Below are 23,103 nucleotides of genomic sequence, written 5' to 3' on the forward strand. Positions count from 1 at the left end.
GACTGTAGTTCCATTTCGCGGGGCATTTCACCTGCTTCGATAGTGATATTATCGATGTCGCCAAATAATGACAGTTGCATCAGCAGCAACACCTGCCCAGACATCACTGTGGCATTTTGAGCTAGCAAAGGGCAAACCCAACTTCTTCGCGTCAGTCTTACCATAGACCATGCGGAGATTTACTGGTAAATCCACTGCATCAATCAGGTCATTCGCTCCTAGTTGGTAGAAAGCCTCTGCGACGCTTTTTTGAAAGAGGTTAAATGCCAGAGTATGTTCTCGCTTGGGCATCAAAAGACCAGTGCCGGTGTAGTTAGGCAAAGTACTTCTTGCTTCCAGTAGTCGTTCAAGCATTTCAGCTTCCGAAAGAATGATGGGACTATTCAGACACGCTGAAATATAACCCGCAGCAGCAATTCTGATTTGCTGGAATAACTCAGGCTTTAATGTGTGTTCAAATAGTAGTCGGTACTGTCGCCTTGTAGCAATTTTATCGGCAAGCTCATCAAAGAGCCGATCACCAAGCTCAGAAAATGCGTAGGCGTAGCCCGTCGTAGACATCGCACGCTCATATTGTAAGCGATCGCGCACTGGTAATTCTGCTAACAGTTCTTCTAACATCATTTCTTCCAACGTTATTCTAAATCGGCTAAATAACTCATACATTCAAAGCCATTCCGTTTTGAAAACGAATCTGACTATTACAAATTAACAATCTTATTCTCTTTATACTTCGTAAAATATACTGTTTTATTTTGATTAATTATCTTAATTAAAAGAATTAATTTTAACTTTATTAGTAAAGCCCAGATGAAGTTAGAGGTTAAAAAAATAAATCTATATATATGAAGTTGCTATTAACTAAGTAATAATTCAAGTTTATGAAGTTAAATCTAATTTAGCTGCTTATATTTAAAGAAACTAACAAGCTAATAATGATGAGGAGAGTTTTTCCTTGGAAAATAATAGTTTTTAAACAAAAAAACATAAAGCCAGTAAAATTAACATTCTCAGATAAACATATTAATTGTTAAAACATATACATCAAATATTTCAGTTTTGCCAGATTAAATCGATCAAGACAAGTCTAACTTGAGTATAAATAAATAATTAAAAATGTCAAAGGTGAATCACAAAAACTCAACTAAAAACTTATATAATCGCACAGCAAAGGAATTGTTGGCGCTACTCCTTTACCCAAAGAATCGCTGATCTTTTTTGAAGTCCATATTGATGTGGATGATAGTCATGCAGCGAAGCTAGCGGCAGTGATTGAACCTCAGATTACCATGAATGAAGAAGATATTAAGATAAAGCTAGCTATTTCCGAAGCTATGGATGCCCGCCTTCAATTTTTTAACGGTATTCAGCGTCAAATCTCTAAATATAGCTTGTATCCTGATTCATGGCTGCCTTTTGATGAATCCCTGTAGTTAATCTGTCAAGCTTAAATTAATGGATGAGTAAGTTTGTAGTAAGGACTTTGGTCCTTATTTTTTAAGCACAAAGTCTTTACTATAAACCCTCAAAGCCTGCTTGGTAAAACGAATAAGTGAAAAGGCGGTTGTAACAATTAGTATTTGTAGCATTAAAATACAAACAGTTTTCCCTATTTTTTCGGTTTTTAAGGCTGTAATAAAAAATTTTAAGGTTTGATTGTAGAAAATCTTCTCATTTAAACAAGCCTTTTAAGGAATTAATTGTCGAGTTTTGCGCAAATTCAGAAAGTAAAATCAGGTGCAGCAAGAGGAGGCTTCCATGTACGGATTAGTGAACAAGGCGATTCAAGACATGGTGTGCAGTCGCTTTGGCGAAGATAATTGGAAAACAATCAAGCAGAAAGCAGAGGTGGATTAGATGTTTTCCTCAGTATGGAAGGCTATCCCGATGACATCACCCACAAGCTGGTAAAAGCTGCTAGTGTCATTCTCGGTTTATCTTCCTCGGAGATTATGCAAGCCTTTGGGGAATTTTGGGTTCAGTACACTGCTCAAGAAGGCTATGGTGAATTGATGGATATGAGTGGAGATGAACTCCCTAAGTTTTTAGAAAACCTTGATGATCTTCATGCTCGTTTAGGAGTTAGTTTTCCTAAACTTCAACCCCCATCATTTGAGTGTACTGATATAGAAGAAAATTCTCTGAGCTTACATTATCGCTCTGATAGAGAAGGGCTAGCGCCAATGATTCTTGGATTAGTCAAGGGATTGGGAAGTAGGTTTGATACAGAAGTTCATGTTACCCAAAGCCAAAGTCGAGATGAAGGCGCTGAAGATGATGAATTTTTAGTGATTTATAAACCAAATTGAGTGCAGTAGCATGGCTCCTCCTCACCTTACACTTTCGCCAGCAACACTGGCGAAAGCTTTTCCTTTCCACTTTGCCTTTAACTGTAATCGGGAAATTGTACAAGCTGGTGATGTTTTCGGGCGCATTTGTCCTGAACCATTAGTTGGTAAATTGATTGAGCAGCATTTCCAAATCAATCGTCCAAAAATTTTGGTCGATTTTGATGTTATCAGTAAACAGTCTCGTGCCCTGTTTATATTAGAGTTTCTCCACAATGGAATGCACAGATGATGTATCAACCAGAGGAGGAGGTGATATTTTTTTAGGTTCTCCCTGGATTACAGATACAACTAGCCTCGCTCCTCTGGGTATTAAACTCAAAGACTTTGCAATTCACGATCCTATTGTTGATTTCCTGTTTCTCCTACAAGCTCAGAATACTGCTTTGGCTGATGCCAAAAAGTTAACAAGTGAACTGAAACAGCAAAGGGCACAACTACGGAGTACGCTACAAATCAAGGAGAATTTGGCAGAAATTGCTGAGGCTCAGTCTAAAAAATTGGAAAAATCCCTCCGGGAGCTACAACAAACTCAAGCTCAATTAGTCCAAGCTGAGAAAATGTCCAGTTTAGGGCAGTTAGTTGCAGGAGTTGCTCACGAAATTAACAACCCGGTTAATTTTATTTATGGTAATTTGAAATATGCAAAAGATTATACACAGTGTTTGCTGAACCTTGTGCATCTTTACCAGCAATTTTATGACAATCCTGTGTCAGATATTCAAAAATACATTAAGGAAATTGAGTTAGATTTTTTACTAGATGATTTGCCCAAAATCCTAAATTCGATGGAAGTAGGAGCCGAACGGATCTCTGAAATTGTCTTATCTCTGCGGAATTTCTCTCGTCTCGATGAGGCGGAGAAGAAAAGAGTTGATATTCATCAGGGACTGGATAGTACTTTGCTGATTTTACAAAGTCGTTTCAAAGATAGTGTCGATCATCCTGGGATCAAAGTAGTGAAAAATTATGGAGATTTACCTTTAGTAGATTGCTACGCTGGCCAACTCAATCAAGTATTCATGAATATTATTATCAGTAATGCAATCGATGCGCTCGATAATTATGATAGTAGACGCGCGATCGCAGAAATTCATGCTAATCCTAATATAATTACAATTACTACGGAAATCATCGAAACGAACTGTGTAATCCGAATTGCCGATAATGGTTCAGGAATAACAGAAGCAGTTAAGGAACGACTGTTTGATCCATTTTTTACAACTAAGCCAGTCGGTAAGGGTACAGGATTAGGTTTATCAATTAGCTATCAGATTGTAGTTGAAAAACATGGGGGAACACTACGATGCGTATCAGAACCTGGGCAAGGAACTGAGTTCTGGATTGAAATTCCCCTATCTATGAACAAACAATCACTTAATTGCATCAAATCATTAAGTTTAATAAAATAAATACTTTAAGTCAATTTTCGAGCGATCGCTCTTGACTATAGCAATCATAATTTTTTAGTATAAAATACTACTTTATTGTTACAGAGTAGAGATTTAAATTTCTCAGAAATATTGAACTAGTGGTGTATTGAAGTTAACAACTCTAAGATTTATGGTTGTAAAGCCTACTTATGAGTTATAAGTTATGATTTATGAGTTTTATTTTTAACTCCTAATTTCTAACTTTTTACCTGTACCGATCGTGAATCTACGCCGCCTGATTCCAATTTTTGATAGTTCAGTCTCCAACTGGGCATTAGAAGCGCGGTTGTTGCGCTGGTTAACGTTGATTTGGCTGTTCGTCGGCTTGGTCATGCTATTTTCAGCATCTTATCCTGTCGCTGATGCCCGTCAGAATGATGGTTTGTACTACTTTAAACGTCAACTGCTTTGGGTCTTAGTTTCCTTAATCGGATTCAATATTATTGTTAATTCGCCGTTGCAGAAAATTTTGGGATTATCCCATTGGTTTTTGTTGCTGTTTTTGGGGTTAATTTTTGTCACACTGATCCCAGGATTGGGAAGAAAAGCTTTTGATGCAGCGCGTTGGATTGCGATCGGGCCAATTCCGATTCAACCTTCAGAACTAATTAAACCCTTTTTGGTGTTGCAAAGTGCGCGGCTTTTTGGTCAGTGGGAACGAATTAGTTGGCGGGTTCGCTTCGCATGGTTGGGTGTTTTTGGTCTGGTACTTTTAGGAATTCTTGCCCAGCCTAACTTGAGTACAACCGCACTTTGCGGCATGACTATCTGGCTAATTGCTCTAGCAGCTGGCTTACCTTACAAGTACCTGGGAGGAACAGCAATTGGTGGAGTAATGTTGGCACTACTCAGTATTAGTATTAAAGAGTATCAGCGTAAGCGGGTGATGTCATTCCTCAATCCTTGGGCGGATGCTACAGGAGATGGCTACCAGTTGGTGCAAAGTCTACTAGCTGTGGGTTCTGGTAAAACTTGGGGAGCTGGATATGGGCTTTCTCAACAAAAGCTGTTTTATTTACCAATTCAAGATACCGATTTTATTTTTGCGGTGTTCGCTGAAGAGTTTGGCTTTGTTGGCAGTATGGTGTTGTTGGTACTTTTAGCTACATTCGCTACTCTCGGATTAGTTGTGGCACTAAAGGCTAAAAATATAGTAAATAGATTAGTCGCGATCGGCGTGACGAGTTTGATGGTAGGACAATCATTGCTCCACATCGGTGTTGCTACAGGTTCTCTACCAACTACTGGCTTACCTTTGCCCATGTTTAGTTATGGTGGTAATTCTATGATTGCCAGCTTAATAGCTGCTGGGTTGTTGATTCGGGTAGCACGTGAGAGTAGTGAAGCTGAGGTAGTACCGTTGCGAAAACCTCAGCTTGAAAATGGGCGCAGACGCCGAGCTTTTCATAAAACCAGGAATTGAGCTAGCAAATGCCCAAAAAGTTACCTCAGAGGTAAAGGAGTCTTAAATGGGCTATTGCTTGGTGGCAGAGTAGGTGGAATTGGGTTAATGCCAGGTATAGGAGTAGGCTCTACTTTTTTGAGGACTGTGATTGCAAATCCTCTTTGCTGGGGTTGTTGCTTGCCAGATATATCATTGACTAGCAGTCCGATTTGAGGGGGGAAGGCTTGATTGACTGGAAGCTTCATTGAACCAACTGCTGGAACGTCATTGCCGTATGGTAGAAGTTTAACCTGAATATTTTCTCCCTCTACTCTCCAACTCAGGGTAGCAGATTCACCTTCCTTCAGAACCAGATTTGGTTGTTCGCTACCGTTGATTCTAAAAGAGACAATCTTAAATGGTTTCGGTAATATTCCAATTTTTGATTCAGTCTTTTTAAAACTAGTTTTTTGACTTCCATTGTTAGGAAAGGCTTTGATTTCAAATACAAAATTTCCGGCTTTAGTTGCTAAAAGAGGAATATTTGTACATCGCAATTGTTGATTCTGTTGTGTACATAGCTTTTGAAGTTTCGGATCGGTAATATTACCTTGATTAAATTTATAAGTAATTGGCTCACTATATAATGTACCATCATCTGCGCTGCCAGCGATTTGAATTCGCGCTAACAATAATGGACGGGCAATTGCCCAGCTTAAAAGAATATTTTGACCTTTTGTATACACTGGTTTATCTGGTTGAAAACTAAGTACTTCAGCAATTTGTTTTTCAGCTATTTCTACTTGGGTGGTTTGGCTAGCTAATTTGTTATTAGGAGAAAATATTTGTATACCATTGCGATAAAAGGCTTGTAACTCAAAAGTGTAATTCCCTTTTGTTTTCACTCCAGTTTTAACGTTGCTACAAATTAGCTCTTGTTTATCTTGCACCTGACAAGGAGGTATTTGATTAGCGCTTGCTTTACCCAGTGTTTCAGGAATGCCATTGCTAAAGTCATAAATAATAGGCTGAATAGGCTGGGAACCTTTAGCCGTCAAAACTAACTTTTTTAACTGTTTATAGTGGTGAATTTCCCAGTTTAAAGCGACCTCATCACCTTCAGTTATTTGAGAGTCATTTGCACTAAAACTTTCTAATCTTAAAGGATCGGGGTTTAAAATTCGCCAAATGATAAATCCTATCCCTCCTAATAACCCCAACATTGCCAAAATTAATAGAAGAAATTGCCACCAAGGACGAGGTTTCCATACCAAAGTTCCTTGAGGCAATGTGTTAGGTAGTGGTAAACTTTGTTTATCTTTGATGTCGAGTTGAAAGTTGACCACTAGCCCTGCACCAAACCACGGTCGTCGCCACCAAGGTTTGGGTTTGAGCGTCAAATCGGCTACAGCACTTCTATTAGGTAATAATCTTACTTCAGTGGGATCAAATTTGTAAGTATATAGTTCTTCTTCGTCTCGACTTTTTAAGTTTAATATCAGTTCGCGGACAATATTGCCCTGGTTAGCTAGTGATAATTCGTACTTGCCAAGACTCCGGCTAACTTGTCCCAAGATGGTATTAAGTTCTATATCTAAGCGATAATTTGTCGGAATTTGGATATACACCAAATCCAGCAGTACTAAGTCTGGAGAGTTTTCTGAACACAAGCGGATTGTCGGCGAATAGCTTCCCGCAAGAGTATCCCCAGGTGGGTGAAATTTCAATAATATTTGACCTTGAGTACCAGGATTGAGTTCTAGTGCAGTCACGTCAGACACTAATCCTGGCCCCTCAAATCCAGTTGCAGGATAATTAATTGTGAACCAGTCATCGTCTAAATCTGGGCAACTCAAGCGGAATCTGTCTACGAGAGAAGAGCGGTTGTCAACTATTACCTCCACTTGCAGAGGTTCACTAGGATTGAAAATTAACGGTTTGTTGGGGTTGGTATTAGGTATAATGGAAAATGTCGGGTCGTTCACCCGAATTGCGGTCTGTTCTTTTAGCAGAACCTTAATTTGGTTTGCGAAAGTTATGGGAGTATCTTGGGGATAATGTAGAGGGGAATCTACGACTAGTGTATAGTCATAGGTTCCTGGGAGAGCATTTGCAGCAATTTGAAACTCAAATCTTACTTCGTCGCTATTTTGACCTGGAGCTAATGCTAAACTTTCTCTAGGAGAACTAGACCAGCCAGTTAAATTTTGAAATACTTCGTCAAAAACAAAATATAAGTCAATAACCGCACTCTGATCTCCCTGATTGATTACAACAATATAGAGTTCAATCGTATCTCCTGGCATCCCAAATTGAATTCCAGGTGGGTTGATAATAACTTGCAGTGGATTGAATTTAGCTTGCATGTCATTGATTCCCTTCTTTGATGCGGTGTAATTTAACCTGAAAATCTTCACCACCACTCACAATCATGGTTCCTTGATTAGTTTTCAAGTCGATACTATTGATTTTTTTAGAGCTTTGGTAAATTGTTTTACCTTCTGCTGCTTTTGTTTTGTCGAGCTTATGTTCGGGAGTTAAATACCAAACTACGACTCGTCCATCATCGCCACCACTTACTAAGAGACTACCATCGTCACTAAATGCTAGAGTCCGCACAGATGTTTTTGATGCTGACCAACGGTCTAGTTGTGAACAATTAAGTTCATTTACTTTTTCTAGCGGATTCGGATTTTTGATAGTTTGACACTGATTTAAATCCCAAATCGTAATAAATCCCGCAGAATCAGAAGTTGCGAGGATTCTTCCTGTTGAGTTAGGAACAAAAGCTAATCCCCAAATAAAGTCTTCAGGTCCAACTAATGGGTCTAGTTTTTCTAGATTTTGTACTGATAAACTTGGCGATTGTTTATCAGATTGAGTTTGATTCCATTGCCACAATATAAAACGCTTAAAGTTTCCAGCAATTACTAGAGTTTTTGCATCTGGGCTGAGATTTAATGCCCGGACTTGGAAACCTGAGAGTTTCAATCTACTTTGTACGTCAATAACTTGTGGTTCTGGCAAAAAATCGCTGTTAGGTGCTGGTCTTGACCACACCCTAACTTTACCACTGCCATACCCACTGAATAAGTTAAGTGAGTTTGAGGTAAAAGCTAGGTCAAAAACGCGATCACCTTTTGCTTTAGGATCTTTAAGGTCTTGAAGTTGGCTAATCTTGGCACCTGAAGGGACATCTCTAAGTTCAATTACACCATTATCTAAACCAACAGCAACACGATTATTTTGTAACGGCATGAAGCGCAAGACTTGTACAGCGTCATCGGTAATGGCCATCAAGCCTTTGGGCTGTTGCGGTTGATCGCAAGCAAGGGGCTGTCCAGCGTATGTCACCGTATCATCAGGGTTTAAGCTATCAGCACCAATTCGCCAAAGCCTTAAGGTGCAATCATCTGAGCCACTGACCACAGATAAACCAATGCCACTAAAACGCACTGAGTTGACAGAACGTGTATGCATTACACCTCTTGGTTGCAAGATTAATGCGAGGAGTGCGGCTAATAGTGCGATCGCAGCTAATTGTAGCCATAAAGGTATAATTGGCAGAGTTTTTACTTCTAATGTCTGCGTGGCTGGATCTGTACTTCCTAAACGTTGGTCGGATAATTCCGATTTAGCCTCCAGCAACAAAGTTTTACCGATTCCCACCCAAGGACGTTTTGTTTTAACATCGAGAATAACTTTACTTGTCTCCCCTAGATGAAGATTGGCAGTTTCGGGAAGCTTTTTAAAACTACATTTTCGCCAGTCTCTACCCTGCACCTGCACATTAATTTGTTGATTGAGGTTGCTAGCATTTTTAAATAGTAATTCAAAGGAAGCTGTATCAGATTTCCAGTCAGGCAACCATGCCGATTTACTGGGAATTTTTAGGTGTTTTTCTGTGGTAGTAAAGTCTATAAAACCCACTGGCAAAACTTCAATATTGCCTTCAGCATTAGTTGGATAACCATTATTGCTAACAGCTTCAATAGTAAAAGGATAATTTTGACTGGGCGCTTGCACTACAGAAGGAGGTTGGCATTGGAATGTAGCTTCTGCTAAACCACCCGGATCTAAGGGTAATCGGCGTTCTGCACTGCCAGCCAGCCAAGACGAATCGACGCCTGTAAAACGCAGCATTACCTCAGTTGGTTGTTGTCCCAAGTTCCGCACCCGTACTGGTATATCGACAGAATTGCGGGGATAAACTTGGAACTCTCGTACAGGTAGTTCTACACTTAAATGTGTGGGTCTGTTGTCTCGCTCGATTTTCAGGCGTAGCACAAGTCTAGACTGTTGTGCTAATTGCGGTGAAAAAATATTTACCATCAGGTTGACAGTACCAACAAATCCCGGAATGGGTGTATTGAAGACGAAAACTTGGAAGATGGTACTACTGCCTGGTGGCTTGGCTGCCGCTACCTCTGGTTCAAGTCTATACCAGCGATATCCTGTGTTGCGGATTTCTCCGGCTGCGGTAATTTCTATCTGAAAATTGACGAAGCGATCGCTGTCATTATTGACAGTTACCTCAAATGATACAGGAGTATCACCTGGACGAAAGGTTAGGTTCTGAGTAGAAAGGCTGGCATTAATAACACTTTTTTCCATGCTATTACTTATAATATTTTTTTATATTCTGCATGACTAGCGCTATTAAAAAATTAATGTCTCGTGAAAACGTGACAATAGCTTTTTTCCTTTGATTATTGAAATTTATATACTATTAAATATTGTGTAATAAATTGGCCAATTTATAAAAGTCATTTTCAAAGGCGATCGCTAATAGAGATATGAGTGAAAAAAATGTAGAAACATAGCACTGCTATGTCTCTACAAGGGTTCTGGATAACGCATATTTAATTTCTGGATATGACCTTCTCAGCAATGCCTGAACTCAAATTAAAATCGCTGCCCAATTCCTAGATGCACTTTGCTTTCTCCCTGGTCGTTAATGCCATAGTCAGCCCGAATTAAGCCTAGTGGTGAATTTAGTCGCACTCCCGCCCCATAACCAAAACCATAACCTGGTTTATCTCGTACACCTGCCGGATCTCCTAATACAGTATCACCAGAACCTAAATCTGAGGCGAAGTCGGCAAACAATACACCGCCGACGATTGGTAAGACGGGAAAACGATATTCTGCGGAAGCTAATACATAACTGCGACCACTGCCAACTTCTCCAGAATCGTAGCCGCGCACTGAGTTGGAACCACCCAAGTTAAAACTTTCGTAGGGCGGTAAATTCCCAAGGACGGTACCGGCTTGGACATTCACCGCAAATACTTGTGGCTGTTTACTGTTAAATAGCTGTACTGGTAAATATTGGCTGTAATTAGCTTTGAGGCGATTGAGGGAAATATTACCTTCACCGATGGGTACAGATTGTTCTGTACTCAGACTCAAAACGGAACCTTGAGTTGGATTGAGGGGATTATCTCGTTGGTCTTTGGTGGCGGTGAACGATACGGTAGTTAGGTCATCAATACCAGTTCCACTCGCAGACAAAGAATTGCCCTGAACGTCAGTTGGGGTAATATTACCTTGGCGATCGCGAATACTAGTTCGGGTATAGTTTAATCCTAATGAGGTATTCCAATCGTCAATTGGTCGCTGCAAGCTGACACCACCGCCAATTTGCCCTTCTCGCACTTTGTCGCCGTTAGCTAGCTTAATCTTGTCATCAAAGGTTTCCGAAAGTTCCTGACTACGAAAACCATTTACAGTGTAGCCCAAGCGATCGGGGTTAGTTGTTCGATAAGGACTGGTAAATTTGGTATTAAACTGCAAGTCTCGGCTACTTACACCAACATTCACACCTAAAGTATCATTAACACCGCCGACATTCTGATCTTGATAGCTGATTGTACCTACCAACCCCTGATCGGCATTGTAACTACCACCCAAGTTAACACCACGCGCCCCAGTCTCTTTGAGTTGGTAGACTAAATCAAGTTTTGTCGCATCTCCTTCTAAGGCAACATTCACACTTTCAAATAAACCAGTACGATATAGCTGTTGAATGTCTTGTTTAACGATATTTTCTTGGAAAATTTGACCGGGTTTCAACTTGAGTTGTTGTTGTAAGATATCTGATTTGGTGCGTCCTCCAACAGAATTACCCTTGCTATCAACGGTTTTACCCTCATCGTTGACAAAGCGAAACTTGATATCACTTACCAAACCTTCAGCAACATTCACAGTGAGAATGCCTTGAGAACTAGGTTTAATTGATAACACCCGTGCTAAGTTATAACCATTGTCGGCGTACCACTTGTTAATTTGTGCTACTGCTTGTTGCAGTCCACTGGGACTAATGGTGGTTCCAATTTGAGATTGCAAACGTTGTTGGGCGACTTGATAGGTAAGTACTTTAGCACCAGATAGTTGCAGCGATCGCACAATCACTGGTTGAACTTGGTATACTACATTCAATCCAGCCTGTGTGCTAAAGCTATTCACACTGACACTGCTAAATAAACCTGTATTTAAAATTGCTGTTACATCTCTTTGTAGCTGGCTTTGACTGGTTTCTCCACCCACCTGAGTTTTAATCACCTGGCGAATGATTTGCTGTAATTCTTGATTGGCTCCCACCACCTGTACATCTGTAGCTGTGACAACTAAATTGTTTTCAGTCGCAGGAGTTTTGGGGGATGAAGGTGAAAAAGAGGGAGTGGGAGGGAGTGTTACTGATGAATTTCCCTTTTCTGCTGATTTTAAGACTACTGGGGAATTTTTGTTTGCACCTGTTTGCACGGCGACGGGATTTTGGGAAAATTGTTGTGCAACTATAGTTTCTGGGGAAGCAATTGTCTCTACCCGTGCGGGAGTGTTTTCAATTATCGGCACCACCAAGTTACCAGCTTTTGCAGTTGGAGTAACGTTTTTAGCAGGTGCAGCCGTTGCTTGCTGAGTAATATTGCCAGTAGCTAAAGTCGCTAAAGTAAAAATTGCAGTAGCAGAAACTCGCATAATATTTAACCTAATTAACTGGGAGTTATACTAATTTTGGATTTTAGATTTTTGATTAAAAGTATTGACCAAAAGGCTGTTCCAGAAATTTCAAACAATTACATTCCTATCCAAAATTGGTATTAGTTGTAGGGAAGTAAAGGAATAGGGATAATACTAACTTCCAGCTTCTTCGTCGATTTCCCTATTTATACCTCTTACCCAAACAGACAGTTAATTTTGATATTTTGTTTCTATGAGTAATCTATCTCGGTCATCCCTAGCTTCTAACTCCCAATCTGCAACTTCTCCTTTGCGGTTACTTGTATTAAGTAATGGTCATGGGGAAGATATGATTGCAGTTCAGATTTTGCAAGAACTCCGACGACAACCAAACCCACCAGAGATATTTGCTTTGCCTCTGGTGGGTGAAGGACGTGCTTATGAACAGTTGGATATCCCCTTTATCGGTTCAGTCCTGAATATGCCTTCTGGCGGCTTTATTTATATGGATGGCCGCCAATTAGCGCGGGATGTACGCGGTGGTTTATTGAAACTTACCCTCAGCCAAATTAAAGCTATCCGCCGTTGGGTGAGTTCTCAAAAAAAATTAGGTAATAAAAGAGCGATTTTAGCAGTGGGAGATATTTTGCCGCTGTTGTTTGCAACATTCAGTGGCGCTAATTATGCTTTTGTTGGTACGGCAAAATCTGAATATTATGTGCGCGACGAAGCTGGATTATTACCACGGAAATCTAAAGACGCAGGTTGGGAAAACTTTTCTGGTTCAGTTTACCATCCTTGGGAACGTTGGTTAATGAGTCGTCGCCGTTGTAAAGCTGTGTTCCTTAGAGATGCGCTGACGACGGAAACATTAAAACAATGGCCAATTCCAGCTTTTCATTTGGGTAATCCCATGATGGATGGTCTAGAACCGACGTTTTCACGCCAACAATTTTATAGTCAGAATATCCAACAGCAAGAGACTGTTCGACCTTTTGTAGTGACTCTTCTTCCTGGTTCTCATCCGCCAGAAGCATACACCAACTGGGAAACAATTATGATTGCCGTATCTGCATTGATGGCAAGTTTTCAACAGCGAGATTCGATCTTCTATACTTCTAAGACAGTAGTGTTTTTAGGTGCGATCGCTCCTGGTTTAGACTCTAATATTTTATCCCAAAGTGTACAATCTCAAGGCTGGCGCACTGAATCAGCATCTCCTATCCAACTTCGCGATCCAAATGTCTTGACATTTAAACAGAGAAATGCTTATCTGCTATTGACACAACAAGCCTATAATGATTGCTTGCATTTGGGAGATATAGCGATCGCAATGGCAGGTACAGCCACAGAACAGTTTATCGGTTTAGGCAAACCTGCGATCGCAATTCCCGGTAATGGGCCACAATACAACCCTGGCTTTGCTGAATCTCAAAGTCGCCTTCTGGGATCGTCTTTGATTTTAATTCATCAACCAGCAGAAGTAGCGAAGGTTGTACAATCCCTATTTAAAAACCCTGATAATTTGCAAATTATTGCTGAAAATGGTGAGCGACGCATGGGCAAACCGGGAGCAGCACTACGTATTGCTAATTGCTTGCGGGAAAAATTGGGATAATGGGGCAGTGGGTATGGGGCATTGTGGCAGGTTATTCTCCTTGTCCCCTTGTCCCCTCATCTCCCTTGTCCCTAATCCCTTACGCCACCAGCCCCGAACGTAAGGCCCTCACAGCAGCTTGGGTACGGTCATCAGCACATAGTTTATTTAGAATATTACGAACATGGGTTTTGACAGTACCAACTGTAATGTAGAGTTTCTCGGCAATTTGCCCATTGCTACACCCAGCTACAATCAACTCTAGGATTTCCAGTTCCCGTTGAGTCAGAGGGTATGTTTCCAAAACTTGCTCGTATTCTGTCGCCAGCGCCTCAATTTTTACAGTCTTCGGCTTGTCAGAACCTTGACTTTCTCCAGGAATACCTTGGCGCATCTTCCGCAATACCACGTTGGCAATTGCCGGATCAATCCAAGAGTTACCGCCGTGAGTTGCTTGGATCGCCTCAGTTAATTTACTGATGCTGGTTTCTTTCATATAATAAGAATCAGCACCAGCTGCAAAGGCTGCAAGTACAGCATCCTCTGTATGATCCATTGTCAAGATGAGAATCTTCGTAGTAGATTGCCCACCATTTTCAGCCTGGGAGCGTTTGAATTTGCGAGTGAGTTCGATGCCATCCATATCAGGCAAACCGATATCTACTACCGCTACATCTGGCTTTGCCGTTTCTAAAAGTTTTAATCCTTGGGTAGCATTTGCCGCTTCCCCAATTACTTTCAATGCGCTATGAGACTGTAATGCTGCTCGTAGCCCCATTCGCGTTAAGTCATGATCTTCAATTAAAATAATACTAATTTCATTCATCGCTACACTCACTCTTGCACTGTTTGCATCTTTCAAAGTCTTGCCTTTTGTAACTATTATCTATTATTTTCCCAAACTCAAGATAGATGATATTTGAACCTGTCTGCATCCACCGATAGAAATAACAAATACTCAAAAATTTTATATTTAGATAGAGGACAAATCTAGCTTGAGATATATAGATACTTACACAAAAAGTATGAAATATTGAAACGAATGCCAAATTGCTGCTCTTTGCTGATAATTCAGCTTTTAATTACCATGTTCTATTCGTTAATTAGTATTATTTTGGCTCAAACTTTAAAAAAAGCTTACGAAAATGAAAAAATTACAGCGGGTGATGGTTGCTTTACGAGAAAGTGAACGATGGTTTCGAGCGATTTTTAATCAAACTTTTGGATTCATCCGATTGATAGAGCCAATAGAGATCCTCATGAAAGGGAATCAGGTAGCGTTAAAATTTGGTGTAATCACCAACAGCAAAGTAATTCGTAGTTCTTGGTGGCGAACTTGATTTGTCTGAACTCTTAACACGATATAATACAAACCCTCTGTGCGAATCTCTCCCCTTTTAGGTTTTGAATTTTTGCCTAACTTTTGTCAGGAGCCTTTCTTCGGCAATGATTGGTAAGTTTTCGAACATCTATAAAAATAGATATCTCTGGGTAAATACTAACACAAATATGGCGATCGCTAAGAAAATTGTCGAAATTTCAGGAGCTAGGATTACTTCACATTCACAAATAGGTATAGATAGTACTTTTTTATTTATCTGCTCTAACTAACCTGATAGATAAAACTGTTCAAGCTTATGGTACACGATAATAGTATGCAACTCTCACCAATGACTGACGACGGTGGCTTGCTCACTCATCTAGAATTGTTTTAAGCTTGGTAAAGTAATTTATTTTACTTTATATCAGCAGTGTCTGCTTGTTAATTACTAATTTTTTGCATGGCATTGGTCATTTGCTAGGAGTTTAGTTACCATCTGGGAAATTAACCAGATTGAAGATACAACAGACTCAATTCCACCCAAGGAAACGCCCGAAAGAGTGATTAACATACTACTAATGGAGGATAACGAAGTTGATGTGATTAATATCAAGCAAGTATTAAACTAGATATTATGCAAAATATCTTAATCAATCAAATTACAGGTTTTAGATGTCCGAAAATCTTATATTCTTTAGTTGGATAATCTGAAAAGAGAAATATTATACATCAACCTATGTTTGGCGGCGAAAATTAAAACCGATGGAAGAGACGCTGAAAATTTTGGTTGTAGACGATGACGAAGTAGACCGGATAGCAATCTGTTCTGCCCTGAGTATAGCAGGTGTTCAGATAGAACTGTCTGAAGTAGGCTGTGGTAATGATGCGCTCTCTCTCTTAAGCATTAATACTTACGATTGTGTTTTCCTCGACTATCGCTTACCAGACCAGGATGCACTAACCTTGATTCAACAGCTAGGTTCTTCAAAAATTAAAGTTCCTTTAGTAGTCCTAACTGGTCAAGGAGATGAACAAATTACTCTGCAATTATTGAAAGCTGGTGCTACAGACTATCTTTCTAAGTCTAGAATATCCCCAGAAACTTTGTCGCAGGTTTTGCGGAGTGCGATTCGGATTTATCGGGCGGAAATACAGGCAGATTTGGCAAACCAGCAACTCAGAGAAAGTAATGAACAACTCATTTATAAGAACCAAGAATTGGAGAGACAACAGCAACAGATTCAAATGCAAAACTTCAAGCTATTGGAGGCATCACGTCTAAAATCGCTTTTTTTGGCAACCATTTCCCATGAGCTTAGAACGCCGATGAATGCGATTATTGGTTTTTCGCAAATCCTGCTGCGTCCGAAGTTCGGTCAACTAACGCGCCAGCAAGCAGATATGGTTGAGCGCATTTTGAATAATGGCAAGCATTTATTGATGCTACTCAATGAAGTTCTCGACTTTTCCAAGCTGGAGGGAGGAGGATTAGATTTAAAGCCGGAAAGATTTGATGTATCAAAAGTAATTAATATCGTTGTCAGTGAAATGCGTTCCCTAGCTGAGGCGAAAAATCTTTTATTGTTAGTACAAACTGATTTGCAAAATCCTTTGGTATTTAACGATCCGCTTCGTGTCAAACAGATTTTGATTAACCTGCTTTCCAACGCCATTAAATTCACAGAGTCTGGTGAAATTTGGGTTGAGGTTAAGGAACTGCCGGGAAATCGAGTGGTAATTATCGTTCAAGATACAGGTATTGGTATAGCCTCCAAAGATTTCAAGCATATTTTTGAAGCATTTCGGCAAGTCGATCAAACTATCACTCGCAAATATCCAGGTACAGGTCTGGGTTTGGCAATTATAGATTCACTAGTACGAATGATGGGCGGTAAAATCTTTCTGGAGAGCAAATTGGGGGTGGGTTCAATGTTTAAAATTGAATTGCCACGCAAAATTACATTACGGACTGGAGCAGGCAATGCTCCAAGTTCACAGTTAGATAACGACGATTTTTTCTGCCCTGTACAAAATCCTCATCAGTCATCTTCTCAATCCAGGAAAGCCAATAGAATATCCTAAATTTAAAAATTACTTCCAAAAAAACTGATAAAAATTTATAAATCATGTCTGTAGTTGAAAATAATAAAATTTATCGTATCTTAGCAGTTGACGACACTCAAGATAATCTCATTTTGGTTCAAGCAATTTTAGAAAGTGAGGGGTATGAAATTGATTTGGCTTCAGATGGCATAAAGGCTTTACGGAAAATTGAGCAATCTCCACCCGATCTGATTCTGTTAGATGTAATGATGCCGGGGATAGATGGCTATGAAGTCACACGTCGGATTCGGAAGAACCCTGCAATCTCTTACATTCCAATTCTGTTAATTACTGCCTTTCATCAATCCAGCGTTGTCGAAGGTTTGGATGCTGGTGCTGACGATTTTATTCGAAAACCATTTGATACTGATGAACTACTGGCAAGAGTGCGATCACTACTACGTCTCAAGCACAGTCTGGACGAACAACAAAAAATGGCCCGCCAACGGGAAGATTTTGTTTCCCGTCTGACTCATGATTTGCGAACTCCGCTAGTAGCCGCCGATCGGATGTTGAATTTGTTTGAAATGGAAACATTCTGCAAAATTTCGCCGGAAATGAAACAGGCGATCGCAGTCATGATTCGCAGTAACCAAAATTTGATGGAAATGGTAAACACTCTGTTAGAAGTCTATCGCTTCGAGGCAGGTAAAAAAACGTTAAATTGGGAGGAATGCAATTTATGTGAGATATCTCAAGAAGTAGTCAGCGAACTAAGTCCTCTAACTAGTGAAAAAGGCTTGACTCTGGAAATCGATACCCGTGAATTAGATCCACTGAGTCAAAACGCTGGTATTATCATGGGCGATCGTTTGGAATTACGGCGAGTGTTAAACAACCTGATTGCAAATGCCATCAAATTTACAGATACAGGAGGCATAACAATCCGCATTTATGAAACATCATCGAATCCAGGAGATCCAGATTCGGTAATAATTGAGGTACAAGATACAGGATATGGGATTGCGCCAGAAGATCAGGCAACAATTTTCGAGCGATTTCGCCAAGGCAGAAATAAACGCTCAGGTAGTGGTTTAGGACTACATTTATCCCACCGCATTATAGAAGGGCACGCAGGAACTATCCAGGTAGCTTCTGAACTAGGGAAAGGGAGTTTATTTACCGTGCAACTACCTAAAAACACTTAAGTTATTTTCCTTGACCACAGATTATTTTGCGGATCTCTCCCAAGAAATTACATTTAATTTTTGATGTGTTTTTATGCGCCCCAAAAAATTAAATTAGCTTAAATTATACGGATTAATTACAGCACCATTTGAAGGTTAATCCAATCAGAATATTGCCGGATAACTTGCCTCTTCCAATATTTGTATACTCCCAATGGCAGATGTATCCATACACTAAAATAACTAAATCTACTGTTGTATCATTCTATAGATAGTAGAAATAACTATTTTACAAAGTTATTATTCAATCTATTAATGCCTGAAAAACGTGTATTCACCCTGGAATCATAACCCAGGGTTTTTTTTATAAAAACTGAAATAATGTTTATATTTTCATCATTGACTTTTCATCATTGACTACTGTCCATATTCACCCTATTCAGAGTTGAGGGTGGACATGAACAGCGGTTAAAAAGGATTATAGAGTAAACTAAAATACAGACCGTTTTCTTGTAATGTTCTTTCATTTGAGTTAACAGATACCAAAGGAATACCCCAGTCAAGACGAACGGTGAAGCGATCGCTCTGTGCCCAACGCAACCCCAGGCCAACAGCAGCTAAAGTATTATGGTCGGGATTGTCTGTACCAGAAGTATTCCAGCCAACACCAAAATCCACAAAGGGGATAACCTGTAAGGTGCTATCTATCTGGGGTAAGTGCAAAATCGGTATTTGAACTTCCGCAGAAACAAAAGTGCCATTATCTGTGAGCAGGTAATCTTGACGGTAGCCGCGAATACTATCCTGCCCACCTATGCCAAATTGCTCTATCGGCAGAAGTTTTGTAGATGCTAGTTGCGTATTTAAACGTAATAATAATAAGGTTTGAGGAGCTAAAAGGCGTGCCCACTGTGCTTGCCCTTGCCAAGCAAAAAAACGGCTATCGGGAGCATCTTGATTAACTGTGGCATTCAACACATCTATGCCCAAACTGAATTGAGAGCGTAAGGCGATGACTTCACGACTGTTACGACTCGTCCATTCTTGAAAAAATCGCAACGCAGATACCCTAGTGCGTCCCTCATCATCAGCACCAGGCGAAAGTTCAGAGGCGGGAACCCCTTCTCTCTGTAAAAAGGACGAGATATCACTTTCGCGTCGGGAAGTTGTTAACCCCAGAGCAAATTCTTGTGTAGGAGTTTGGATTATTGGCTGGCGGAATGTCAGTTCGTAGTAACGAGAAGCCGATTCGATATCTAGGAAGTCGAAAGGAGGCTCAATGACATTGCTCGACGTAGTGCCATAGTTCAAGGTAAGCGTTCCATTGCGGGGATTAAGAGGCAATGTGTAACTAGCGTCAAAGGAGTTGCTACCATCAGTATTGGTGTAGCCTACACTCAGACCATCTCCCAATCCGAGTAAGTTGGCTTCATTTAATCGTAATCCACGGCGGAAACTGCCAACGCTAGGCGATCGCCCATTATCAAGAACTATTTGGCCACTAAAGGTTTTTGCCTCACTGATTTTAACTTCCAAAAGACTCGTACCCGTCCGCGATCCTGCCGAGAGTTCAGCAGTCACGTTTTGAATCAAAGGATTCAGTTGCAGCAGTTGCAGTGCTTCTAATAGACGCTGACGATTCAGAGGCGGTGATGTCGCGATTGCTAATCGGCTACGGACATAATTCGGATTCAGCCGCCGAGTCCCAGTTAGCTGAATATCTTCTAATTTACCTTCCACCACCTGAATTTTGAGAACACCAGATTGGATTGTTTGAGGTGGAATATAGGCACCAGAAGTAATATAACCATTTTTGACATATAGATCAGTTATTTTAGAACGTGCTTGATACACTTCAGTCAGTGAGATCGGTCGTTTGGTAAATTCAGCAGTGGCTTTGGCTAATTCTTGGGCACTGAAAACTGTGCTGCCAACAACTTCAAAGCGTTCAACAACAATAGTTTGAGGAAAGTTACCAGGGAGTGGTGCATCAGGTGTGGGAGTTGGGGCAGAGGGTGGAAGTAGTTCTGCTGGTGGAGGGAGTGGCTGTGGTACTTCAGGTGAGGGAAGTGGTGAAGGTGTGGGTGGTTGGATATCCTGTGGTGGGGGAATTTGCTGTGATTGGGTGAAATCACTAGTTGGTAATTTTGTAGTATCAACAACCTGAGCTTTCAGTGGACTTAAAGATGTACTGCTAAGTAATAGAAACATACTCAGCGGTAAGCACGACACTATAAGATTCTGAGGGTATTTATCAATCATCGCACCGGACTATTTTTTTGGCAGTAACTATGGGATTATACGGGGACTGCTTCAGATGTGAATCTTACTTCATCTTTTGTCCTAAAATTGATATCTTGAGCAAATCTCAATTTAAAAGCTAAATCATCTGGTTATTGCAGACTTACAGCAGTTTTCTTTTGTATGAGGTACAAAGCTACGGGTTTTGAGACAGGGGGCAGGATAATACGGTTCGGTTAAAGGGAAAAGTGAAAAAGGTGAATTCAAATCTTTACCCCTTATACCAATTTGAAAAAATCATGCGACAGATACATACTTCCAAACCTTTGTTCTGTCTGGCTTTCTTAATTTTGAATTTTGAATTGGTATTACCCTTTCTCCTTTTCCCAAACCACAACGGATATGAAAACTTATCCGAACCGTATTGCCCTGCCTTCTTCACTCCATACCGCTTTGCTGAAACATTCCCATCAATTTACGTTTACGAGCGTGGGTTTGCATCAAGTTTTCCCGATAGCTTAACCAGTCAGCTTTCTTCCCAGATTCCAGGTAAGCATTACGCGCCTTTTTCAACCATTCAACCGCGTAATAGTAGTATTCGGCTTTACCTGCATCCATAATCTTTTCGGCACGGCGACGAGCATTAGCAATCACCCAACCAGGATTATGAGACATAGCAGCATCCATAACTCGGTGAATTAACTCTGAACGATCGGAACTTAGTTCACTAGCGATCGCAATTGCATCATCAATTAGCCCCTCATGCAAGAATATATCCACCTTGGCTGATTCTGTTCCCCAACCACTATAAGTACGGACAATTCTCAGTAGGTCTGTTTTGACACTTTCCCAGTTTTGCCCAGCCAATTCTGCCATCCTTTGGTAATCCACAAAAGAGGGCTTCATTTGAAAGGCTGCCTTGATTGCTAATAAGGCAGCTTCACTATTACCCAACTCAATAGCTAAATCACTTGTCCAAATTCCCAATTCATACTGACAATTACCCGGTAAATTTAATCCACTCTGGGCTATATCTAATGCTTGCTGTAACGCTCCCTGAACGCTAAGTGTTTTCGCTAGGGCAAAGGCTTCTTCCATTGAGTTCATCTGGGTTTGAGCAGCATCAATTGCTTCTTCCACCCTGCCTAAACGCCCCAACATTGTCAGATATTGCTGAGTTTGCCCTTCCGCTTCTGCTAAATACAAGTATTCTTGATAACGTTCTTGACGTTCGAGAATTTTCAGGCGAATTAATGCCAAATCATCGGCATAATCTGGTACGTCTTCTTCCCATGCTCCCCTTTCAGTAATGTTACCTTGGAGAACTTGTACCAGCGGCGGATAATCCCAACCTTGGCGTAAAGCCTCCATGACTAAACCAAAATCAGCATTCCACTCATCCTGCCAAGCTTCCAAATTTATTTGAATATCAACTTTTTCTTCTGGAGTAAGTTCGGCAATCAGAACTGCTTCACACCAAGCATTATTTAATTCCCCGACAACTTCATCATTTTCAGCGCCGTATTCGGCAACATCATCCCAATTTTCCGCACAAGTAGAGGTAATCGCTTCCAAAATAGCGATCGCATTTTCACCTTGTCCACGTTCGCTAAAATCAACCGCAGTTTGCACTACACTCAGTAAATCTTCGCCAATTGGGTCATCTTCGTATCCCTCCTCAAAGTAGCGCACGGTATCCTTGAGAATCTGGCGTACTTGCCGCCGAAACGGAGCGGGATCAAGAGTATTGCGGCGCACGAATTTTATGGTTGTTTGGTTGTCAGCAGGATTTGTCATCCAACTTACATGACGGTCAATTGCCTCAATTAGGGGGGGGTATTCTGCTACCAACTCTTGCAGCAGCCTTTGAGTTTCGATACGATCCAGGCAATTTAGTAGTTCTTCAAGGGTAGGGCGCTGCTCAATATTTTCTGAGTTACGCACACAAACGAGCATCGTCGCCACAATGTGTTTGCACCACCCTTCATAGTCGTAGGCACAGGTGCATTTTACTGAGGTTAACCCACTGCTATCGAAATTCAGGTTGACATGATAAGGTCTAGCTTCAGTGCCTACAACAGCCTGAAGCAGATGACCACGTTGGATAACGGCATTAACAGCACCAGCGTTGTAATATGCCTCGCCCCGCTGGAAAGATTTTGCGTTGGCATGACGGCGGATAGTAAATTCACTAATTTGGGGAATAGACATCGAGCGATCGCCTGCGTAAATCTTCTGGATCAATCCTAAATCCAGCTTAGTGTTACGCTAACGCGCTGTAAAGAAAAAGGTGTGGAGATTCTGAATAAGACTGCAATTTCTATTCATTAACTAGCTCAGAACTGCAAATCAGTTTCATTGCCCTGCAAATACTCACTTAATCTCTTGTCGCTTTTCTGGGAAAACCAACCCATATAATGAAAATATCCATATTTTCGCCAGAAGTGAGTGAATCATAATTTGAGTTAGCAATACCCGAACCTGAAATCAGTGAACAGTCAACAGTAAACAGTCAGGGTAATGTAAGGTAAGGGATTTAGAGTTCAGCGATAAAACTGATAACTGATAACTGATTAAAAGGGTTGC

The 23,103-nt window shown here is 40.6% G+C and carries 13 protein-coding genes and 2 pseudogenes; 8 read left to right on the forward strand and 7 right to left on the reverse strand.

All coding sequences use genetic code 11. The annotated features are described in order from the left end of the window. Positions 1 to 48 precede the first annotated feature (48 nt). On the reverse strand, positions 49 to 666 hold the full coding sequence (locus tag HWQ43_RS11775) for a hypothetical protein (protein WP_292733260.1): 618 nt from the start codon (positions 664 to 666) through the stop codon (positions 49 to 51). Between the two features lie 569 nt (positions 667 to 1,235). On the opposite strand from HWQ43_RS11775, the gene HWQ43_RS11780 reads away from it, so the two are divergent. The 4 genes and pseudogenes from HWQ43_RS11780 (at position 1,236) to HWQ43_RS11795 (ending at position 5,204) form a co-directional block, all read left to right on the forward strand. After that, entirely contained in the window at positions 1,236 to 1,433 is a 198-nt protein-coding gene (locus HWQ43_RS11780; protein ID WP_292733263.1) for a hypothetical protein, read from the forward strand. Between the two features lie 325 nt (positions 1,434 to 1,758). After that, positions 1,759 to 2,309, forward strand: a pseudogene (locus tag HWQ43_RS11785) (heme NO-binding domain-containing protein). 10 nt (positions 2,310 to 2,319) lie between these two features. Next, positions 2,320 to 3,760, forward strand: a pseudogene (locus tag HWQ43_RS11790) (ATP-binding protein). A 241-nt stretch (positions 3,761 to 4,001) separates the two neighbouring features. Continuing rightward, the gene (locus tag HWQ43_RS11795; RefSeq protein ID WP_292733266.1) at positions 4,002 to 5,204 is read left to right on the forward strand and encodes an FtsW/RodA/SpoVE family cell cycle protein; all 1,203 of its coding nucleotides are present in this window, start codon (positions 4,002 to 4,004) and stop codon (positions 5,202 to 5,204) included. Between the two features lie 20 nt (positions 5,205 to 5,224). Here the strand turns inward: HWQ43_RS11795 and HWQ43_RS11800 are convergent, their stop codons facing one another. The 3 genes from HWQ43_RS11800 to HWQ43_RS11810 all read right to left on the reverse strand — a co-directional run bounded on the left by HWQ43_RS11800 (position 5,225) and on the right by HWQ43_RS11810 (position 12,146). After that, positions 5,225 to 7,531 carry a hypothetical protein gene (locus tag HWQ43_RS11800; RefSeq protein WP_292733269.1) on the reverse strand — a complete coding sequence of 769 codons (2,307 nt, stop codon included), beginning with the start codon at positions 7,529 to 7,531 and terminating at the stop codon, positions 5,225 to 5,227. A 1-nt stretch (position 7,532) separates the two neighbouring features. Further along, positions 7,533 to 9,779: a hypothetical protein gene (locus HWQ43_RS11805; RefSeq protein WP_292733272.1), complete on the reverse strand. Its 2,247-nt coding sequence runs from the start codon at positions 9,777 to 9,779 to the stop codon at positions 7,533 to 7,535. A 291-nt stretch (positions 9,780 to 10,070) separates the two neighbouring features. Continuing rightward, positions 10,071 to 12,146: an outer membrane protein assembly factor gene (locus HWQ43_RS11810; RefSeq protein ID WP_292733275.1), complete on the reverse strand. Its 2,076-nt coding sequence runs from the start codon at positions 12,144 to 12,146 to the stop codon at positions 10,071 to 10,073. A 235-nt stretch (positions 12,147 to 12,381) separates the two neighbouring features. Between HWQ43_RS11810 and HWQ43_RS11815 the strand changes: the two genes are divergently transcribed. Further along, the gene (locus HWQ43_RS11815) at positions 12,382 to 13,746 is read left to right on the forward strand and encodes a lipid-A-disaccharide synthase-related protein (RefSeq protein WP_292733278.1); all 1,365 of its coding nucleotides are present in this window, start codon (positions 12,382 to 12,384) and stop codon (positions 13,744 to 13,746) included. Between the two features lie 79 nt (positions 13,747 to 13,825). Here the strand turns inward: HWQ43_RS11815 and HWQ43_RS11820 are convergent, their stop codons facing one another. After that, positions 13,826 to 14,551: a response regulator transcription factor gene (locus HWQ43_RS11820; RefSeq protein ID WP_094349814.1), complete on the reverse strand. Its 726-nt coding sequence runs from the start codon at positions 14,549 to 14,551 to the stop codon at positions 13,826 to 13,828. Positions 14,552 to 14,870: 319 nt separating this feature from the next. Here HWQ43_RS11820 and HWQ43_RS11825 point away from each other — a divergent pair, with 319 nt between their 5' ends. The 3 genes from HWQ43_RS11825 (at position 14,871) to HWQ43_RS11835 (ending at position 18,297) form a co-directional block, all read left to right on the forward strand. Next, a complete protein-coding gene (locus tag HWQ43_RS11825; RefSeq protein WP_292733283.1) occupies positions 14,871 to 15,065 on the forward strand; it encodes a hypothetical protein in 195 nt (64 codons plus the stop codon). A 743-nt stretch (positions 15,066 to 15,808) separates the two neighbouring features. Beyond that, positions 15,809 to 17,128, forward strand: coding sequence for a hybrid sensor histidine kinase/response regulator (locus HWQ43_RS11830; RefSeq protein ID WP_292733285.1), 1,320 nt, complete (start codon positions 15,809 to 15,811; stop codon positions 17,126 to 17,128). Positions 17,129 to 17,172: 44 nt separating this feature from the next. Then, on the forward strand, positions 17,173 to 18,297 hold the full coding sequence (locus HWQ43_RS11835; protein ID WP_292733288.1) for a hybrid sensor histidine kinase/response regulator: 1,125 nt from the start codon (positions 17,173 to 17,175) through the stop codon (positions 18,295 to 18,297). A 447-nt stretch (positions 18,298 to 18,744) separates the two neighbouring features. Here HWQ43_RS11835 and HWQ43_RS11840 read toward each other — a convergent pair whose 3' ends face one another. After that, positions 18,745 to 20,538 carry a ShlB/FhaC/HecB family hemolysin secretion/activation protein gene (locus HWQ43_RS11840; protein ID WP_292733291.1) on the reverse strand — a complete coding sequence of 598 codons (1,794 nt, stop codon included), beginning with the start codon at positions 20,536 to 20,538 and terminating at the stop codon, positions 18,745 to 18,747. A gap of 417 nt (positions 20,539 to 20,955) precedes the next feature. After that, positions 20,956 to 22,728, reverse strand: coding sequence for an SWIM zinc finger family protein (locus tag HWQ43_RS11845; protein ID WP_292733639.1), 1,773 nt, complete (start codon positions 22,726 to 22,728; stop codon positions 20,956 to 20,958). Between the last annotated feature and the right edge of the window lie 375 nt (positions 22,729 to 23,103).

The organism is Nostoc sp. JL31 (assembly GCF_017114965.1).
Lineage (GTDB): Bacteria > Cyanobacteriota > Cyanobacteriia > Cyanobacteriales > Nostocaceae > Nostoc > Nostoc punctiforme_A.